Source organism: Micromonospora maris AB-18-032, from assembly GCF_000204155.1.
In the GTDB taxonomy this organism is placed as follows: Bacteria; Actinomycetota; Actinomycetes; order Mycobacteriales; family Micromonosporaceae; genus Micromonospora; species Micromonospora gifhornensis.
Map to the genome: position 1 here is coordinate 4,462,146 of NC_015434.1, position 16,476 is coordinate 4,478,621.

At 70.9% G+C, this 16,476-nt stretch carries 13 protein-coding genes; 7 read left to right on the forward strand and 6 right to left on the reverse strand.

Translation table 11 applies throughout. The features are described 5' to 3' along the window. Window positions 1–64: 64 nt before the first annotated feature. The 3 genes from VAB18032_RS19785 to VAB18032_RS19795 all read left to right on the forward strand — a co-directional run bounded on the left by VAB18032_RS19785 (window position 65) and on the right by VAB18032_RS19795 (window position 4,629). A complete protein-coding gene (locus tag VAB18032_RS19785; RefSeq protein ID WP_013734674.1) occupies window positions 65–838 on the forward strand; it encodes an ABC transporter ATP-binding protein in 774 nt (257 codons plus the stop codon). A 3-nt stretch (window positions 839–841) separates the two neighbouring features. Further along, window positions 842–3,367, forward strand: a complete 2,526-nt coding sequence (locus VAB18032_RS19790) for an FtsX-like permease family protein (protein WP_013734675.1) — start codon at window positions 842–844, stop codon at window positions 3,365–3,367. 77 nt (window positions 3,368–3,444) lie between these two features. Beyond that, a complete protein-coding gene (locus VAB18032_RS19795; RefSeq protein WP_013734676.1) occupies window positions 3,445–4,629 on the forward strand; it encodes a serine hydrolase domain-containing protein in 1,185 nt (394 codons plus the stop codon). A 50-nt stretch (window positions 4,630–4,679) separates the two neighbouring features. On the opposite strand, the gene VAB18032_RS19800 is transcribed toward VAB18032_RS19795, so the two are convergent. Both VAB18032_RS19800 and VAB18032_RS19805 read right to left on the reverse strand, forming a co-directional pair. Beyond that, a complete protein-coding gene (locus VAB18032_RS19800; RefSeq protein ID WP_043721360.1) occupies window positions 4,680–5,852 on the reverse strand; it encodes an alcohol dehydrogenase catalytic domain-containing protein in 1,173 nt (390 codons plus the stop codon). 181 nt (window positions 5,853–6,033) lie between these two features. After that, window positions 6,034–6,909, reverse strand: a complete 876-nt coding sequence (locus VAB18032_RS19805; RefSeq protein ID WP_013734678.1) for an alpha/beta fold hydrolase — start codon at window positions 6,907–6,909, stop codon at window positions 6,034–6,036. Between the two features lie 128 nt (window positions 6,910–7,037). On the opposite strand from VAB18032_RS19805, the gene VAB18032_RS19810 reads away from it, so the two are divergent. After that, on the forward strand, window positions 7,038–7,343 hold the full coding sequence (locus VAB18032_RS19810) for a hypothetical protein (protein WP_013734679.1): 306 nt from the start codon (window positions 7,038–7,040) through the stop codon (window positions 7,341–7,343). 44 nt (window positions 7,344–7,387) lie between these two features. Here the strand turns inward: VAB18032_RS19810 and VAB18032_RS19815 are convergent, their stop codons facing one another. Beyond that, the gene (locus tag VAB18032_RS19815) at window positions 7,388–8,740 is read right to left on the reverse strand and encodes an FAD-binding oxidoreductase (protein ID WP_013734680.1); all 1,353 of its coding nucleotides are present in this window, start codon (window positions 8,738–8,740) and stop codon (window positions 7,388–7,390) included. Window positions 8,741–8,787: 47 nt separating this feature from the next. Between VAB18032_RS19815 and pdxR the strand changes: the two genes are divergently transcribed. Then, window positions 8,788–10,209 carry a MocR-like pyridoxine biosynthesis transcription factor PdxR gene (gene pdxR / locus VAB18032_RS19820; RefSeq protein ID WP_013734681.1) on the forward strand — a complete coding sequence of 474 codons (1,422 nt, stop codon included), beginning with the start codon at window positions 8,788–8,790 and terminating at the stop codon, window positions 10,207–10,209. A 3-nt stretch (window positions 10,210–10,212) separates the two neighbouring features. Here the strand turns inward: pdxR and VAB18032_RS19825 are convergent, their stop codons facing one another. Beyond that, window positions 10,213–11,784 (reverse strand): DUF4139 domain-containing protein, encoded by a 1,572-nt coding sequence (locus VAB18032_RS19825; RefSeq protein WP_013734682.1) that lies wholly within the window; start codon window positions 11,782–11,784, stop codon window positions 10,213–10,215. 585 nt (window positions 11,785–12,369) lie between these two features. On the opposite strand from VAB18032_RS19825, the gene VAB18032_RS19830 reads away from it, so the two are divergent. Continuing rightward, window positions 12,370–13,257: a helix-turn-helix domain-containing protein gene (locus VAB18032_RS19830; RefSeq protein WP_043725077.1), complete on the forward strand. Its 888-nt coding sequence runs from the start codon at window positions 12,370–12,372 to the stop codon at window positions 13,255–13,257. Between the two features lie 149 nt (window positions 13,258–13,406). Beyond that, the gene (locus VAB18032_RS19835) at window positions 13,407–14,078 is read left to right on the forward strand and encodes a MerR family transcriptional regulator (protein ID WP_081476163.1); all 672 of its coding nucleotides are present in this window, start codon (window positions 13,407–13,409) and stop codon (window positions 14,076–14,078) included. On the opposite strand, the gene VAB18032_RS19840 is transcribed toward VAB18032_RS19835, so the two are convergent. Together VAB18032_RS19840 and VAB18032_RS19845 are read right to left on the reverse strand one after the other, a co-directional pair. Next, entirely contained in the window at window positions 14,038–15,081 is a 1,044-nt protein-coding gene (locus VAB18032_RS19840) for a class I SAM-dependent methyltransferase (RefSeq protein WP_013734685.1), read from the reverse strand. The two genes, VAB18032_RS19835 and VAB18032_RS19840, sit on opposite strands and share 41 nt — an antisense overlap. Further along, window positions 15,078–16,346, reverse strand: a complete 1,269-nt coding sequence (locus VAB18032_RS19845; RefSeq protein ID WP_148272320.1) for an MFS transporter — start codon at window positions 16,344–16,346, stop codon at window positions 15,078–15,080. The genes VAB18032_RS19840 and VAB18032_RS19845 overlap by 4 nt, the downstream gene beginning before the upstream one ends. Window positions 16,347–16,476: the final 130 nt, after the last annotated feature.

Below are 16,476 nucleotides of genomic sequence, written 5' to 3' on the forward strand. Positions count from 1 at the left end.
AGCGGTATCGCCATAGCTTTTCCGTGCACTCGATTTTGCCGAGAACACGGAGAGGCCGATATTCATGCCCGCCATCGTTGGAGGATCCGCCGAGACAGCGGTCCGCGTCGGACAACTCACCCGCGTCTACGGCACCGGCCCACAGGCGGTCACCGCGCTCGCCGGGGTGGACGTGGAATTTCACCGCGGCACCTTCACCGCGGTGATGGGGCCGTCGGGTTCCGGCAAGAGCACCCTGCTGCAGACCGCGGCCGGCCTGGACCGGCCCACCTCCGGTCAGGTGTGGATCGGTGACCAGGAGTTGTCGCGGCTGTCGGAGACGAAGCTGACCAAGCTGCGGCGCAGCCGGATCGGCTTCGTCTTCCAGGCCTTCAACCTGATCGGGGCGTTGACCGTCGAGGAGAACATCCACCTGCCGTTGCGACTGTCCGGCGCGCGTCCCGACCCCGACTGGCTCGGGCAGGTGATCGACCGGGTCGGGCTCACCGATCGGCTGCACCACCGGCCGGCCGAGCTGTCCGGCGGGCAGCAGCAGCGGGTGGCGATCGCCCGGGCCCTGGCGATGCGCCCCGAGGTGATCTTCTGTGACGAGCCGACCGGTGCGCTGGACACGCAGACCGCCGCCGAGGTGCTGGCCCTGCTGCGGTCGGTGGTCGACGAGACGCGACAGACGGTGATCATGGTGACCCACGACCCGGTGGCCGCCTCGTACGCCGACCGGGTGATGGTCCTCGCGGACGGCCGGATCGTGCAGGACCTGCCGCAGCCGGGTGCGGAGCGGATCGCCGAGCAGTTGGCGCTGCTCGGGCGTCGTCAGCTCGTCGCGCAGGGGAGCTGAATCATGCTGGGACTGGCTCTGCGGATGCTGCGGCATCGGATCGGAACCGCGATCGCCACCCTCGTCGCGCTCGCCTGCGGCGTCATGATCCTGATGTCGGTGGGTCTGCTTGTCGAGTCCGGGCTGCGCTACACGCCCGCGCCCCAGCGGTACGCCGCCGCCGACATCGTCGTCGCGAACCACGACATCACGATCACCGGTAAGGAGTTCGACGGTACGACCATCACGACGCGGGTGCGGCTGCCCGAAGGGGGGACCGTTCCGGTCGACCTGGCCGAACAGCTCCGGCGGGTACCCGGAATCACGATCGTCGCCGTCGACCGGTCGATCCGGGCGGTGGTCCCGATCGCGGCGACGTCGCACACCCTCGCCCATGGTTGGAGCAGTGCCGCGCTCACGCCGTACCGGATCGTCGACGGCCGCCAGCCCAGCGCCGACGGCGAGGTCGCCGTCGACCTGCGGCTCGCCAAGGCGGCCGAGGACGAGATACGCCCCGGCGACCGGATTCCGGTCCTCGTCGGTGGCGCGGTCCGCACGTACACCGTCAGTGGTGTGGTGGAACGCGCCGTCGACGGTGACTGGCCGGCGGCCCTCTTCTTCACCGACCGCCACGCCGCCGCGCTGAACCCGCACCCGGGGCGGGCCGACGCGATCGGGATCGTGCTGGCATCCGACGCGGACACCTCCGCCGTGGTGGCCGAGGTGCGCCGGCTGTCGTCCGAGGCCGGGGCGAGGGTGTACACCGGCGCCGACCGCGGGACGTTGACGCAGTCCGAGGCCCTCGCGGCGCGTGACCTGCTGGTCCAGGTCGGCGCGGCCTTCGGCGGTTACGTCGTGGCGCTCGTCGTGTTCGTCGTCGCCGGCACCGTCGGGCTGGCGGTCCGCCACCGCCGCCGCGACCTCGCCCTGTTGCGGGCCGTCGCGGCGACGCCGGGCCAGGTCCGGGGGATGCTCCTCGCCGAAGTCGTGCAGGTGAGCATCGTCGCGGTCGTGGTGGGCATCCCGGCCGGGCTGTTCGTGACCGACCGGGTGCACCGGCAGATGATCGCGCGGGGGTTCGTCCCGGACGGTTTCCCGATCAGCGGCGGCGTGCTGTCCGCCGTGGCGGTGACCGCCGTAACGCTGCTGGTGGCGGTGACGGCGGCATTGATCGCCGCCGGTCGCACGGTACGCATCCGGCCTACCGAGGCGCTCGGCGAGGTGGCCGTGGAGCCGTCGCGCAACAGCCGGACCCGGCTGGTGATCGGGCTGGTCACGCTCGGCGCCGGCGTCTCGCTCACCATGGTCACCACGGTCGCTCGGGGCCCGGCCGCCCTCGGCGCGGCGCTCGGCATGCTGTACGTCTTCGTGCTCGCCGCCGCCCTGCTCGCCCCGTGGATCAACCGGTACGCCGCGCGGGCACTCGGCCCGGTGCTGCGGGCCGTCTGGGGCGACAGCGGATACCTGGCCGCGGCGAACCTGCGGGCGAACGCGCAGGGCATGGTGACGGTGTTGACCGCGCTGGTGCTGGCGGTGGGCTTCGGCGGCTCGGTCTGGTTCCTTCAGGACAACCTGCAACGACAGACTGTCGCACAGACCCGCGACGGGATGCTGGCCCAGCACGCGCTGCTGTCACCGGTCGGGTTGCCGCAGAGCGCCGTGGCGGACGCCCGCGCGGTGCCCGGGGTCGTCGCCGCGACCGGGATCCGACGTACCTCGGTGATCACCCGCGTGATGGGTGAGCCGCAGGAGGTCAGCGCGCAGGCCGTCGACCCCGACGGTGCCGACCGGACCCTCGATCTCACAGTCACCGAGGGACGGCTTGCCGACCTGCGGGGCGCGACCGTGGCGTTGTCGACCCTGCAGGCGTCCTCGCAGGGGGCGGAGCTCGGCGACCAGGTGGCGATGTGGCTGGGCGACGGCACGCCCGTGACGTTGCGGGTCGTCGCCCTCTACGAACGGGGGCTCGGTTTCGGTGACGTGACCCTGAACCGGGAGACGGTCGACGGTCACACCGCGACGAACCTCGACGACCAGGTCCTGATCCGCACCGAGGGCGGTGGCGCCGCCCTCACGGACCTGGTCGACCGTCACCCGGGCAGCAGCCTGATCGACACGGCGGCGATCAACGGCGAGTTGGCGAAGGATCTGGCGATCAGCGCCTGGTTGAACAAGCTGCTCATCGGCGTCATGGTCGGCTACGCGGCGTTGGCGGCGGCCAACACGATGGTCATGGCGGCGCTGGCCAGGGGTCGCGAACTGGCCCTGCTGCGCCTGGTCGGGGTGACCCGGCGTCAGGTCAAGCGGATGGTGCACGCCGAACAGGTCGGTCTGCTCGGCACGTCGCTGCTGGTCGGCGGCGCGATCGCCGCGATCACGTTGGTCTCGGTGGTCCGGACGCTTACCGGCGAGCCGGTGCCCTACGTCCCGACCGCCGGCTGGATATCGATCATCGGCGGCACGGCGCTGCTCGCGCTGGCCACCACCGTCCTGCCCATCGGCGCGCTCCTGCGCACCCCACCGGTCGACGGCATCGGGGTGAAGGAGTGAACGCGGGTCGGGACGGTTCGACATTTTCACGGATCGCTGCAGGTCGCATGCGCTCCGCAGAGTCAAGGGGAGGTTCTGTGCACACCATCGGGAAATCCACGGGGATCCGCACCGGTCGACGGGTGACGGCGGCGCTGACCGCCGTCGCGATTGTCGGGTTCGCCGCGGTCGGCGTACGGCTCGCTGACCCGGCGGCCGCCAAGCCGGCAACGGACACCGTCCAGGCCGGCCTGAACGAGTTGGTGCGGGCCGGGGTCGCGCCCGGGGCGCTCGCGTCGGTACGGGACCGCAACGGTCGCGTCACCCACTACACGGCCGGCGTCGCCGACCTGCGTACCCGGGCGAAGGTGCCCACCGACGGCTACATCCGCATGGCGAGCAACACCAAGATGTTCACCGCCGTCGCCGTCCTGCAACTCGTCGACGACGGCGTAATCAGCCTGGACGAGCCGGTCGAGACGTACCTGCCGGGTCTGGTGCGCGGCAATGGCTTCGACGGGCGCACCATCACCGTCCGGCACGTGCTGGAGCAGACCAGTGGCCTGCCGGACTACGATCTGCCGCACGTCTTCGAGTGGCGCGACAGATACTTCGAGGCGCGCGACCTGCTCGACTCGGCCTTTGCGAAGGAGCCGACGAGCCCGGTGCCGGGCACCACGATGGACTACAGCAACACCAACTTCATCCTGGCCGGCCTGCTCGTGCAGAAGGTGACCGGACGGCCGATCAGCGAGGTGATCACCAACCGGATCATCGACCGGGTCGGGTTGCGGAAGACCTACTGGCCGGGCGTCGGCGACCAGGGCATCCGCAAGCCGCACGCGAACGGTTACCTCCCCCACCCCGAGACCGGCAAGTGGACCGAGATCACCCGGCTCGATCCCTCCATCGGCGGGGCCGCCGGGCAGATGATCTCCACGCCGAGCGACCTCAACCGGTTCCTGGTGGCGTTGCAGGACGGCAAGCTGATCAAGCCGGCGACGCTGGCGCAGATGCAGACCAGCAACCCGTTCTATCCGGGCGGCGAGGCCCTGCCCGACCTGGTGTGGCACTACGGGTTGGGCACCGTCGGGTTCGACCTGAGCTGTGGCGGTCGGGCCTGGGGGCACGGGGGTGACATCGACGGGTACTCCAGCCGGACCGCGATCACCGCGGACGGTCGCGCGGTGACCCTCGTGGTGACCGCCGACTCCAGTCCGGTGCCGGACGGTGTCTTCCGGGTGCTCGACGCCTTCGACGCCGCGTTGTGCGCCGGCCGGTAGCCGTACGCCGATCAGCCGCCCCTGCGGGTCCCGCAGGGGCGGCTGTCTGGTCACGGGTGCAGGACCGCCTTGATCACGTCCTGCCGCCGGTCGAAGCGCTGGTAGCAGCCGGGGGCGTCGGCCAGGCTGCCATGGTGGGTGACGATCCGGCCGGGTCGGGCCCGACCGGCGGTCACCAGGTCCCGCAGCAGCCGGGTGTAGCGGCGATCGTGGGTACGCCCGAACCGCAGCGCGACGGCCTTGGCGAAGAAGGTGCCCCACGGTGCGTCGAGGTGCCCGTCGGCGCTGCCGCCCGCTTGGGGAGTGCTGTCGGATTCCGGGTAGACACCGGCGACGGCGACCGCGCCGCCCGGATTGACCAGCCGGGCCGCGTCGGCGAGCACCTGGTCGGCGCGTTCCCGGTCGGGGTGGGCCCGGTCGTGGGCCTGGAAGCCGACCGCGTCGATGACCTTGTCCACGCCGGGCAGCTTCTCCTCCCCCAACGGCAGGCCCCGCCGGGCCCGGTCGGCCCGGATCTGCTCGACCGGATCTCCCTGCCGGAAGTCCATCGGCACCGCGCCCAACTCCTCGGCCTTGCCCAGCCGGGCGTCGACGTGGTCGACGCTGTACACGGTGCGGGCGCCGAGCAGGCCGGCGGCGTACGCGGCGAGCAGTCCGATCGTGCCGGCGCCGAACACGGCGACGGTGTCCCCGGCGCGTACGTCGGCGAGGGTGGCGGCGGCGTGCCAACCGGTGACGAAGGCGTCGGCGAGCAGCACGAAGTCGTCCTCGTACGCGTCCCCCGGCTCGCCCGGCAGGGGCAGGCAGTTCGCGTCGGCCCACGGCACCCGCAGCAGTTCGGCCTGCGCACCCGGATACGGGCCCATGCCCACATAGCCGTACGCGGCGCCGAGTCCGTCGGGCCGGGCGCGCAGACACAACGCGGACAGGCCACGGGCGCACATGGCGCAGACACCGCAGAACAGGTGGGTGGGAATCACCACCCGGGTCCCCGGGCGCACGGTCTGCACCGCCGACCCCACCCGTTCGACCACGCCCAGCGGCTCGTGGCCGAGCACAAGGCCGGGCTGTGCGCCGGTACGGCCGTCGTACATGTGCAGATCGGTGCCGCACAAGGCGGTGGAGGTGATCCGTACGACCGCGTCGGTCTCCTCCTGCACCTCGGGGTCGGGTACCTCGCACACGTCGACACTGCGCACGTCGCGATAGACGACAGCCCTCATCCTCACGCCCTTTTCGTCGCGGGAGCACAGCCGCCGGCACCGCGGCCTTCGCGCAGCGTGGGCGGCTGGGCGCACGTTTCGCACCATACGGTCCGCCGTTGACCACACGCAGGGCTTTGCCCCAACGACGCCAGTCGGTCGCCACCCCGTGCAGGTCGGCGCGCCCGGCGACGGCTCGGTCTCAGCTGTTGTCGAGCACGAACGTGCGCATCAGGTCGGCGCACTCGATCGCGTGGGTCTCCAGCAGCAGGTGCCCGCCGTCGTAGAGGTGTGCGTCCATGCGATCGAGGGCGCGGTGGTAGGCGAGGACCTCCACGACGTCGAAGTACGGGTCGTGCCGTCCCCACAGCACCAGCGCCGGCGGCTGGTGCGCGCGGTGGTATTCGGCGATCTCGGCGAAGCGGGCGACGTGGTTGGCGTAGTCGGTGAAGAGCGCGAACTGCGCGTCGATGTTGCCGGGTCGGCTCATCCGCTCCCAGTCGAGGTGCCACGACTCGGGTGCGTGCAGGATTCGCACGTGTTCGGGCAGCCCGGCGAGATACTGGTCGCGGGTGCCCGCGAAGTTCAACCAGTCCGGCAGTGCGGCGCGCCGCTCGTCGGTCGGCTCGGCCCAGTACGCCCGGGCGCTGTCCCACTGCTCCCCCAAGCCGTCGTCGTGCGCGTTGCCGCTCTGCACGATGAGGCCGCGGATGCGGGCCGGGGCGCGGGTGGCCAGGTGGTAGCCGACCGGCGCGCCGAAGTCGTGCAAGTAGACGAAGAAGCGCTCGACGCCCAACTGGTCGAGCAGGCGCTCGACCGTACGCGACAGATTGTCGAAGGTGTAGTCGTAGTCGCCGACGGTCGGCGACGACGACATGCCGAAGCCGGGCAGATCCGGTGCGATGACATGTGCGGCGTCGCCGATGATGGGCATGACCTGGCGGAACGTGTGCGATGAGCTGGGAAATCCGTGCAGCAGCAGGACGGTCGGCCGGCCGGGACGCCCGGCCTCGCGGTAGAACACCGTCACGCCGTCGACATCGGCCTGCCGGTGCCGGACCTTCTGGCTGCCCTGCATGTGTCCGCCTCCCAACATCCAGGCTAGGTCAATCGGCACCTCGCAGGTTGCCATCGGGAGCAAGACCGAAGATGCGCATCCGGCGACGGTGGGCGATCGTTTGCCTTTCAGCCGCTGAAGGGACGACGATGCGCCAGACCACGGTCATTCGCTACACCACCCGGCCAGAGGTCGCCGACGAGAACGCCAAGCTGGTCGAGGACGTCTTCGCCGAACTGGCGCAGACCCGGCCGGCCGGGCTGCACTACGCGACGTTCCGGCTGGGTGACGGCACCGAGTTCATGCACGTGCTGGTGGCCGAGGAAGGCTCGACCGCGCTCACCGACACGGCCGCGTTCCAGCGCTTCCAGGAGGGCATCCGCTCGCGCTGCGCCGCCCCACCCCAGTTCGAGCAGGCCACGGTGGTCGGCTCGTACGGCTTCGGTGACATCTGAGAAGTCCCGCTGCCGCTTCCTGATCGGCCTGCTCGATGCCGGGCTCATGCCTGACCGGGCCGGATGTTGTGGTTGAGGTGGAAGACGTTCTGCGGATCCCAGCGGGTCTTGACCGTGGTGAGCCTGGCGAGTTTGGCGGCCGGGTAGGCGCGGCGTACCCCGCGTCGCCCCTCGTCGGCGGCGAGTGAGTTGACGTAGACGCCGCCGGCGTACGGGTCGAGGGTGGCTGCGGCCGCGCGGGCCGCCACCATCCGGTTGTCGTCTTCCGACGGGTCGGTCCAGCGTGCGTCGGCGCCGAACTCGAACAGGGTGCTGCGGTGGCTGAACGCGGCATCGGTGTCGGCGACGTCGGCGATGGCACCACCGTGCGCCTGGAGTCCGACTCCGGGCAACAGGGTGCCGGCGTGCAGGTCCGAAGCGCCGCGCAGCAGGAACGCCTCGATCGCCGTGGACGGGAACTGCTGCAGGTAGTGTGCGCGGGAATAGCGACGGTAGGCGGGTCCGGCGACGGTGTCATCGCGCTGCTGGAGTGCGAGGTAGGACGGCATGGTGACCCGCTCGGCGATCGGGCGCCCGAGCGCGCGCATCGCCGGCAGCAGCCGATGCCCGGCGGCGGGATCGCCGACCCAGACGAAGCCGATGGTGGCGACCGGGCCGCTGGTCGTGCTGCTGACCTCGGCGGTGAAGGTCGCCTGCCGCGGCGCGACGGCGTTGAGGTCTCGCCAGCCTTCGAGCACCGCAACGGCGTCCTCGGCGCGGAAGTCGAACTCGGCGACCAGGGTCTGCGTACCGGTGTGGTGCAGTCGGAATTCGAACTCGGTGACGATGCCGAAGTTGCCCCCACCGCCGCGCAGTCCCCAGTAGAGGTCGGGGTGCTCGGTCCGGCTCGCGGTCACCACCTGCCCGTCGGCGGTGACGATCGTGTAGGAGACGACGTTGTCGCAGGCCAGCCCGTGTTGGCGGGCGAGCCAGCCCATGCCGCCGCCGAGGGTCAGGCCACCGACGCCGGTGTGCGAGACGTTGCCGGCGGTCGTGGCGAGTCCGTACGGCTGTGTCGCCTGGTCGAGTGCGCCGAGCAGCGCGCCGCCCTGCACCCGGGCACGTCGCCGGACCGGATCGACCCGGACGCGGTTCAGCAGGGTCAGGTCGACCATCAGGCCGTTCGCGGGGACGGCGAAACCGGCCACGTTGTGCCCGCCGCAGCGCACCCCGATCTCCAGATCGAGTTCGCGGGCCAGCCGCACCGCGATCACCACGTCGCTGACGCTCGCGGCCCGCACGATCATCCGCGGCCGGCGGTCGATCATGGCATTCCAGACGGTACGGGCCGCGTCGTAGCCCGGGTCGCCCGCAGTGAGCAGGCAACCGTCGAGGCGGGGACTCTTCGCTGTCGTCATGTCTGCGACCCTGACAGGAATCGGTACACCCGTTAAGGTCCAATTGCATGGGCCTGTCCAGGACCAATTCGAGTACGGCGGCGGACCTGCTCATCGATGTCGACCGTTCAGCGACCGAACCGCTGCACCGGCAGATCGCCTCCTCCATCCGGCGCAGCATCCGAGCCGGCCGGTTGCGTCTCGGGACGTCTCTGCCGCCCACCCGCACCGTCGCCGCCGATCTGGGCGTGTCCCGCGGTGTCGTGGTCGAGGCCTACCAGCAACTCGCCGCCGAGGGCTACCTCACCAGTCGGTCGGGCGGCTACACCCGGGTCGCGGTCGATCCGGCTGCGACGCCGGAGGATCACCGTCCCGGGGTCCCGCCGGCAGCCCGGATCGACTTCGGGTACGGCCGTACCGATGTGTCGTCGTTTCCCCGGGCCGCCTGGCTGCGGTCGGTACGCACGGTCCTCACCACCACACCGAGCGAACGTTTCGCCTACCCCGATGGGCGCGGGGTGCCCGAACTGCACGCGGCCCTGGCCGACTACCTCAACCGGGTTCGCGGCACCGCGGCCCGCCCGGAGAACGTGGTCATCTGCAGTGGCTACGGACAGGGCGTCGCGCTGCTGATCCAGGTGCTCGCCGCGCGCGGAGCGCGCCGGCTGGTGGTCGAGGACCCGTCCTCCGACGGTGACGCCCGTCCCGTCGCGATCACCGCCGGTCTGGAGGTGGTCGGCGTCCCGGTCGGGCCGGACGGCATCCGCGTCGAGGAACTGGAACACCTCGACGCGGACGCCGTCGTGCTGACCCCCTCGCACCAGTGGCCCACCGGCGGGGTCCTGTCAGCCGCCGCGCGGACCAGGGTGATCGGCTGGGCGCAGCGCCGCCGCGCCGTGGTCATCGAGGACGACTACGACGCGGAGTACCGCTACGACCGGTCACCGCTCGGCGCCATGCAAGGGCTGGCACCGGACACCGTGGTGTACTGCGGCACGGCGAGCAAGACCCTGGCCCCCGGGCTGCGACTCGGCTGGCTGCTGGCACCCGCACATCTGGTCGACGACCTCACAGCGGCCAAGGTGCTGGCCGACCGGGGCTCCGGCGTCATCGACCAACTGACCTTCGCCGACTTCCTCACCCGTGGCGAGTTCGACCGGCACCTGCGGCGCATGCGCCCGATCTACCGCCGCCGCCGCGACGCGCTCGTGGCCGCACTGCGTACCCGACTGCCCGAACTGGAAGCGGTCGGCGTCGCGGCGGGTCAACATGTCGTCACCTGGCTCCCGCCCGACCTCGACGAGGCCACCGTCGTGGCCGCCGCCGCCCGGCACGGACTGGTCGTGCAGGGCATCTCCCGGTACCGGCTGGATCCCACCGGGCCCGGCGGGCTGATCTTCGGCTACGCCACCCTCACCGAACGCGCCATCGCCGACGGAGTGCAGGCCCTCGCCGCCGCGGTCAGCGAGGCTCGTGGGGAGTCGCGCTGACAGCTACTCGCGCCAGCCGGTCAGCTCGACCCCCTTGGCCAACTCGACCCGGAAACCGAGCGCGATCTCGCCGCTGTCGCCGGGTGCCAGCGACAGCCGCCAGGTCAGCTCGCCCATCTCGGTACGCTCGATCGGCGGCGGCACGACTGTCGTCTCCCGTACCACCACTGCCTCGTCGCGCGAGACCGGGAGCTGGTCGCGCACCTCGACGGTCGCCGGGCGCGGCGTGTGGTTGGCGACGGTGATCAGGTATTCCACCTCCCGTCGCCGGGTCGAGCCGAGGGCGGCCCTGGTCTCGGTGCGCCGGTGCAGCTTCCGCTCCACCCGCAGCCGGTCGTCCACGCCGAGCGCCAACTCGGTCTCGTCACCCGGTGCCCACGTCGGCAGCCTGGTGGACGCGACGAAGTCGGCGTCGTGGAACACCGCGGCCGGCCCGGGCAGCAGCGTGTGCTCGGAGGTGTTGCGGACGGTGGCGCGCAGATGGGCGTCGGCGGCCCGCACCGGCACGGTGACGTGGTCCAGTCGGGCCGGCAGCTCCAGCACGGCGATGGTGGCCCGGTGCGCGCTGCCGTCGGCCGGCACCGCCACCGGCCGGGCCGGCCGGTAGGTGGCTGCGCTGATCCCCTGCTCCACCTCGGCGACGCTCTCCTGCAGCTTCTGCCGCGCTGCGGCGCGGACCGGAGCGCCGCCGGCCGGTGCCGGCCCGGGCGGCGGCATCGCGAGCGGCATGCCCGACATCGCGACCGGCGACACCGGCCGCACCCGGTCGAGATACCACGGCGACAGTTCGGGTACGCCTGTCGTCGCCGCCGGCCGGGCGGTGGAGAGCTGGAGTTCACACTCCGGCCAGTCCTCCCCCGTGCTCTGGCTGACCGCCCCGAACCAGGTCACGGTCATGGTGTCGTCGACCAGCCGCAGATCGTAGGAGGGCTGCCACCGAGCCCCGTCCACGAGGTAGGTCAGCTCCAGTTCGACGTCGGTGTCGTCGACCTCCGCCGCCAGGATCACCTCGACGGCCAACCGATCCGGTGTCCGTTTGCCCTGCGCCGCATCGAGATCCCGGCCGACCGCGGCCAACTCCTCCGCCAGCTCGGTGCGCCGACGGGCCAGCCCGCGGCGGCGGGCCCGGGAGTCGGCGAGCTGCGCGGCCACCGCGTCGGTGAAGGTGGCCACGTCGCTGGGGGCCGCGTCACCGGCGGCCAGGGCACGGGCGTACGTGCCACCGGCCCGCTCGGCCAACCGGGCGAGGAACTGTCCGCGCTGCTCCTCGATCCCGTCCGCGTCGTCCACCTCGGCCAGTTCGTCGGCGATCTCGCGGCGCCGCTGCTCCAACCCGACCACCTGCGTGTCGGTGCTGCGGGCCTGCCGCCAGGTGGTCACGTTCACACCGAGCACAGTGGCCGGACCCCGACCGCCGACCCGGACCGAGTCCCGGCGCAGCCCGAGCGGCAGCGGCGCGATGCGTACCCGGTGTCGGCCGGCGGTCAACCTGGCGACACCGCGACGGGTGACCCGCGCCCGGTCCGGATAGACGGTGACGCCGACGACCGGTGCATCGATCTCCGCAGTGTCCACGACGGCGAGAGTAGTCGAGGGGTACAACTCCTATCTTATGGTCAATTCAGACCAACCGTTGTTGAGCCGGAAGAAGCGCCGCAGCTGCGCAACCTCGCGGTGGAGACCGCCGACAGGACAAGCCACTCTCGTACGAATGGACATCGCCGCTGGTCGCGACACTGTTCGCACTTCGCCACCGGCGACGGACGGTCGAATGGTGCACTTTCGGGCTGTTCGCACCGCATCGAAACAGTGGTCCAGGCAGCTGTCCGAATAGCTATCAGCGCTATCCGAAGTAGTGCGTGCCACTATCCGCTCACGCGCTTGAGCTGCAAAAACGTCGCCCACAGAAGGCCATTACTTCCCGATTGCGCACAGCGAGCAGGCGGTTGCGCAGTCATTGCGACCAGATGACCGGCTCCGCTAATCTCGACGCCAGGCACAGCGCCGGGCGGAAACGGCAAACCGCCACAATTGGAAGCGCCGACCATTTGAAAAAGCGCTCCCGAATTGTCGCCCACGCAGAAATCGCCAGTAATTGCAGTGACACCAGGTATGGGATCGTGCCTGATCCCGCTCGCCATCGGGACCGAGGTGGAGCAAATGGAAGAGTCAGTTGAGCTTGCGGTGAAGCGCGCCATCGGAATGATGCACGACAACCTCGGTGAGCAGCTCACCGTGGACGACCTGGCCCGCGCGGCCATGTTCAGCAAGTTCCATTTCACGCGGATCTTCCAGCGGGCCACCGGGGTCTCGCCCGCTCGGTTCCTGTCGGCTCTGCGGCTTCAGCGGGCCAAGCACCTGCTCAAGTCGACGTCACTCAACGTCGCGGACATCAGCCTGCGGGTCGGCTACAACAGCGTGGGCACCTTCAGTTCACGCTTCACCCGCAGCGTGGGCATGCCACCGACCACCTACCGGCGGCTCGCCGGGTTCGCGACGCACATCCCGATCGACCGCTCCGGCAGACTCGGCCAACCGTCGGCGGCCCGCGTCCGAGGCAAGATTTTTCCCGGGCCCGACGTCGAGCCCGGTCTGATCTTCGTCGGCATGTTCGCCGACCGCATCCCGGAGGGCCGGCCGGTGCGCTGCGCCGTGCTGCCCGAGCCGGGCCACTTCACCTTCGAGGAGGTGCCGAGCGGCAGCTGGTACCTGCTGGCGCAGTCGGTGACGGGCGATCCGCAGCAGTCGGTGTGGGACGCCTCCCAACCCGAGCAGCAGGTGTCGGTGGCGTCCTACGGTCCGCTGACCGTACGCCCGGACACCGACACCGAGGCGGAGCTGACCCTGCAACCGGCGGGAGCGCTCGACCCACCCGTGCTGCTGGCCCTGCTCGACGCCCGCAAGCTGGCCCTGTCCATGACCGGGCGGGACGAAACCGGACGGGAGAAGACCGGGCGGGAGGAGATCGGGCGGACGGAGACCGCGCCGACCGAGCTGCGCCCCCAGCGACACTTCGCCTCGGCCCAGAACCACCGGCCCGCCGCCTGAACGGCGCGGCCAGCCGGACCGGTCCGAGCTTTTTCATCCGCCCGAGGGCGCGGCACCCACAATTCCCATCCGACAGGATTTGGGAGATTTGACCCAGGCTCCTCTGTGGAATACTGCGGAGGGCAAGTTGCCGATCGCCTGGGGGATGCATGCGAATCTCGGATCTCAGCAGGAGATCGGGCGCACCCGTTGCGACCATTAAGTTCTATCTGCGGGAAAAGCTCCTTCCAGCCGGCACCCCCACCGGCCGCAACCAGGCCGTTTACGGCGAGGAGCACCTGCGACAACTGCTGTTGATCCGTTCCCTCACCACGATCGCCCACCTCGATCTTTCGTCGGTTCGGGACGTGCTCTCCGCCATCGCGGACGACGATATGTCCCTGTCCGGCCTCTATGCCGTCACCGATCGTGCGGTGTTCGGCCTCGAATCGGAGCCCCCGGAATCGGCGCACCTGAAAGACGCGCAGGCCGAGGTCGACGAATTCGTTCATCAACTCGGTTGGCAGCTTCCCGCCGACACCCCGGCCGCCATCCGGCTCGCGCAGGTGCTGGCGGCCCTGCGGCTGCTGGGCTGCGCGTGCGGCACCGACTTCCTGACCCCGTACGCGGAAGTGGCCGAGCGGCTCGCCGCGCACGAGCTCGCCCAGGTGCCGGAGCAGTTCGAGCGCGACGACCGCGCCGCCGCGGCGGTGCGGTCCGTGCTGCTCGGTGTCGCCTCCGCTGCACTGCGTCGAATGGCCCGGGAACACCTCGTGCAGGAACGCCTCAACGGACAGCCGATCAGTGCGGACGGTGGAACTCTGCCCGCCACCGGGCCGTGAGGTCGCCACCGTCGATGGTCAACTCCTCGATCCGCACCGGCACCAGCCCGTCGGTGCCGTACGCGTCGATCTCCGCGCGGGTCAGTGGCCAGGGCGGCACCACATAGGTGGACCCGTCCGACCGGTACGCGATGACCAGCAGCGTCCCGCCCGGCGCCACCAGTCGACCGACGTTGACGATCGCCGTGTGCCGGGGCGGCTCGGGTAGCGCCTGCACGGTGATGACGTCGACGACCAGGTCGAAGGCGTGGATCCAGTCCGCCGGCGGGTCGAGCAGGTCACCCACCGCGTACTCGGTTCCCGAACCGCGATGACGGTCCCGAGCGACCTTGATCGCGCTCTCGGCCACGTCGAAGCCCAGCGCCCGGAACCCCAGGCCGGTGAGGAACTCCGCGTCGGCGCCGAGGCCGCACCCGGTCACCACCGCCCGGCGGCCGGCACCACGTACGCCCTCCCGCTCGGCCCACTCGGCCAGCAACGGATGTGGGAAGGTCCGGTCCCACGGCATGTCCACCTCGCCGCGAACCCCACCGGCGTACAGCTCCTCGAACCAGCCGGTGGTGTCCCCGGCGGCGATCGCCCGCGCCGCCAACCGGTCGCCCTGCGGATCCCAGCCACCGCTGGTCAGCCGGATCAGGGCCAGCACCGGGTCCGGTCCGTCGAGCGGGATCGTCGGCACCGGCAGCTGCCCCGGGTGGGTGCCGGCCGGCACGGACACCGACTCGACCCGGTCGGCGTGGTGACGAGCCATCCGCGCGGCGGAGGCGCCGCCCACCAGATGCGCGCGACGCACCTCCCAGCGGTCCAGCGCCGCCAGCGCGGCGGTGGTCGGCCTGTGGTCGTCGTCGGCCGTGCCGTCGGTCTCGTCGTCGAGCCGGATCACGAACCGGGTGGCTGCGGCGAGCCGGCGGCACACGTCGTCACCGGACAGGCCGACAGGCAGGTCCGCGGCGAACAGCAGGATCGCCGGATGCCGCCGGTCACCCCAGGTGCGCTGGTTCATGCCGTGCTCAGCTCCTTTGCCGGGGAGTCGGACGCCGCCGTCGGCAACACCCGCATGTGCCGTAGTGGGGACAGGAAGGTGGGCAGGAAGACCAGCATCTGACCGATGGCGGCGATCCACAGCACCGGGCGTACGCCCAGGTGCTGACCGAGCACACCGGCGACGATGCTGCCCACCGGCATGCTGCCCCAGACCAGGAAGCGCATCGTCGCGTTCATTCGGCCGAGCAGTCGCGGTGGGGTCAGCAGCTGCCGGAAGCTGAGCTGGGTGATGTTGTAGACCACACAGCCGAACCAGCTGACCGCTGAGCCCGCCGCCGCGAGCCAGAGCAGCCATCCCCGCTCGGCCAGGGGCAGCAGCAGCCCGAACGGGGCACTGAACGCCATCGCCATCCAGATCGTCGGCCCTTGACCGAGACGCGCGACGATCGGTCGTACCGCGACGGCACCGAGCACCGCGCCGGCGCTGACGACGGAGAGGAAGACCCCGATGGCACCGGGCGCGAGTTCGAGGACCCGGGCCAGCAGGATCACCTGCATCACCGTGGTCATGGCGCCGAAGAAGTTGGCGAGACTCGTGCAACTGGCGGTCGCCCGCAACAGCCGATGGCCGATCACGAACCGCAGGCCCTCGACGATCTCACGCCGCAGGCTGGCGCCGGGAGACGGCACCGGCAGTGGCTCCCGGCGGCGGATCCGCACGACGAACAACGCCGAGACCAGGTAGGTGACGCAGTTGACCACCAGCGCGTACGGCGCGGTGAGCCACTGCACCAGCAGACCACCCGCGGCGGGCCCGGCCACCCAGTTGACGCTGCGGACGGCCTCCAGCCGGGAGTTCCCCTCGATCACCTGATCGGGGCGGACCAGGTGCGGCAGGTAGCTCTGGTAGGCCACGTCGAAGAACACCGTGCCGACACCGATCAGCAGCGCGACCGCGTACAGCTGCGGCATGGTGAGCCAGCCACCCCACCAGGCCAGCGGCACGGTGATCAGCACCAGCGCGCGGACCAGGTCACCGGCGATCAGCACCCCCCGGCGACGCCACCTGTCGACCCAGGCACCGGCGGGCAACCCGATGAACAGGAAAGCCGCCGTCTCGCACGCCGCCAGCAGGCCGACCTCGAACTGGTCGGCCTGCAGCGCGAGCACCGCCACCAGCGGCAACGCCATCAGGCTCACCTGGATGCCGAGCTGACTGACGGCGTCGGCAACGAAGAGTTGGCGGAAGTCGTGCTCGCGCAACAGACCCGCCCGAAATCTCACGCAGGCAGCGTGCGTCAGCCACAGTGGCGGGTCAAGAGTGCGCCCGGCTGTGGCCGGTAGCACAGCAACCTCGAAGGTGCGGCCCTCCGACCTGGCCCAACAGGATGGTCATCGATGTACCGCGGGCCCG

Coding starts and splice junctions, on each gene's coding strand:
- VAB18032_RS19785 (WP_013734674.1), top strand. CDS start 65: ATGCCCGCCATCGTTGGAGGATCCGCCGAGACAGCGGTCCGCGTCGGA.
- VAB18032_RS19790 (WP_013734675.1), top strand. CDS start 842: ATGCTGGGACTGGCTCTGCGGATGCTGCGGCATCGGATCGGAACCGCG.
- VAB18032_RS19800 (WP_043721360.1), bottom strand. CDS start 5,852: ATGAGGGCTGTCGTCTATCGCGACGTGCGCAGTGTCGACGTGTGCGAG.
- VAB18032_RS19805 (WP_013734678.1), bottom strand. CDS start 6,909: ATGCAGGGCAGCCAGAAGGTCCGGCACCGGCAGGCCGATGTCGACGGC.
- VAB18032_RS19810 (WP_013734679.1), top strand. CDS start 7,038: ATGCGCCAGACCACGGTCATTCGCTACACCACCCGGCCAGAGGTCGCC.
- VAB18032_RS19815 (WP_013734680.1), bottom strand. CDS start 8,740: ATGACGACAGCGAAGAGTCCCCGCCTCGACGGTTGCCTGCTCACTGCG.
- pdxR (WP_013734681.1), top strand. CDS start 8,788: ATGGGCCTGTCCAGGACCAATTCGAGTACGGCGGCGGACCTGCTCATC.
- VAB18032_RS19830 (WP_043725077.1), top strand. CDS start 12,370: ATGGAAGAGTCAGTTGAGCTTGCGGTGAAGCGCGCCATCGGAATGATG.
- VAB18032_RS19835 (WP_081476163.1), top strand. CDS start 13,407: ATGCGAATCTCGGATCTCAGCAGGAGATCGGGCGCACCCGTTGCGACC.
- VAB18032_RS19840 (WP_013734685.1), bottom strand. CDS start 15,081: ATGAACCAGCGCACCTGGGGTGACCGGCGGCATCCGGCGATCCTGCTG.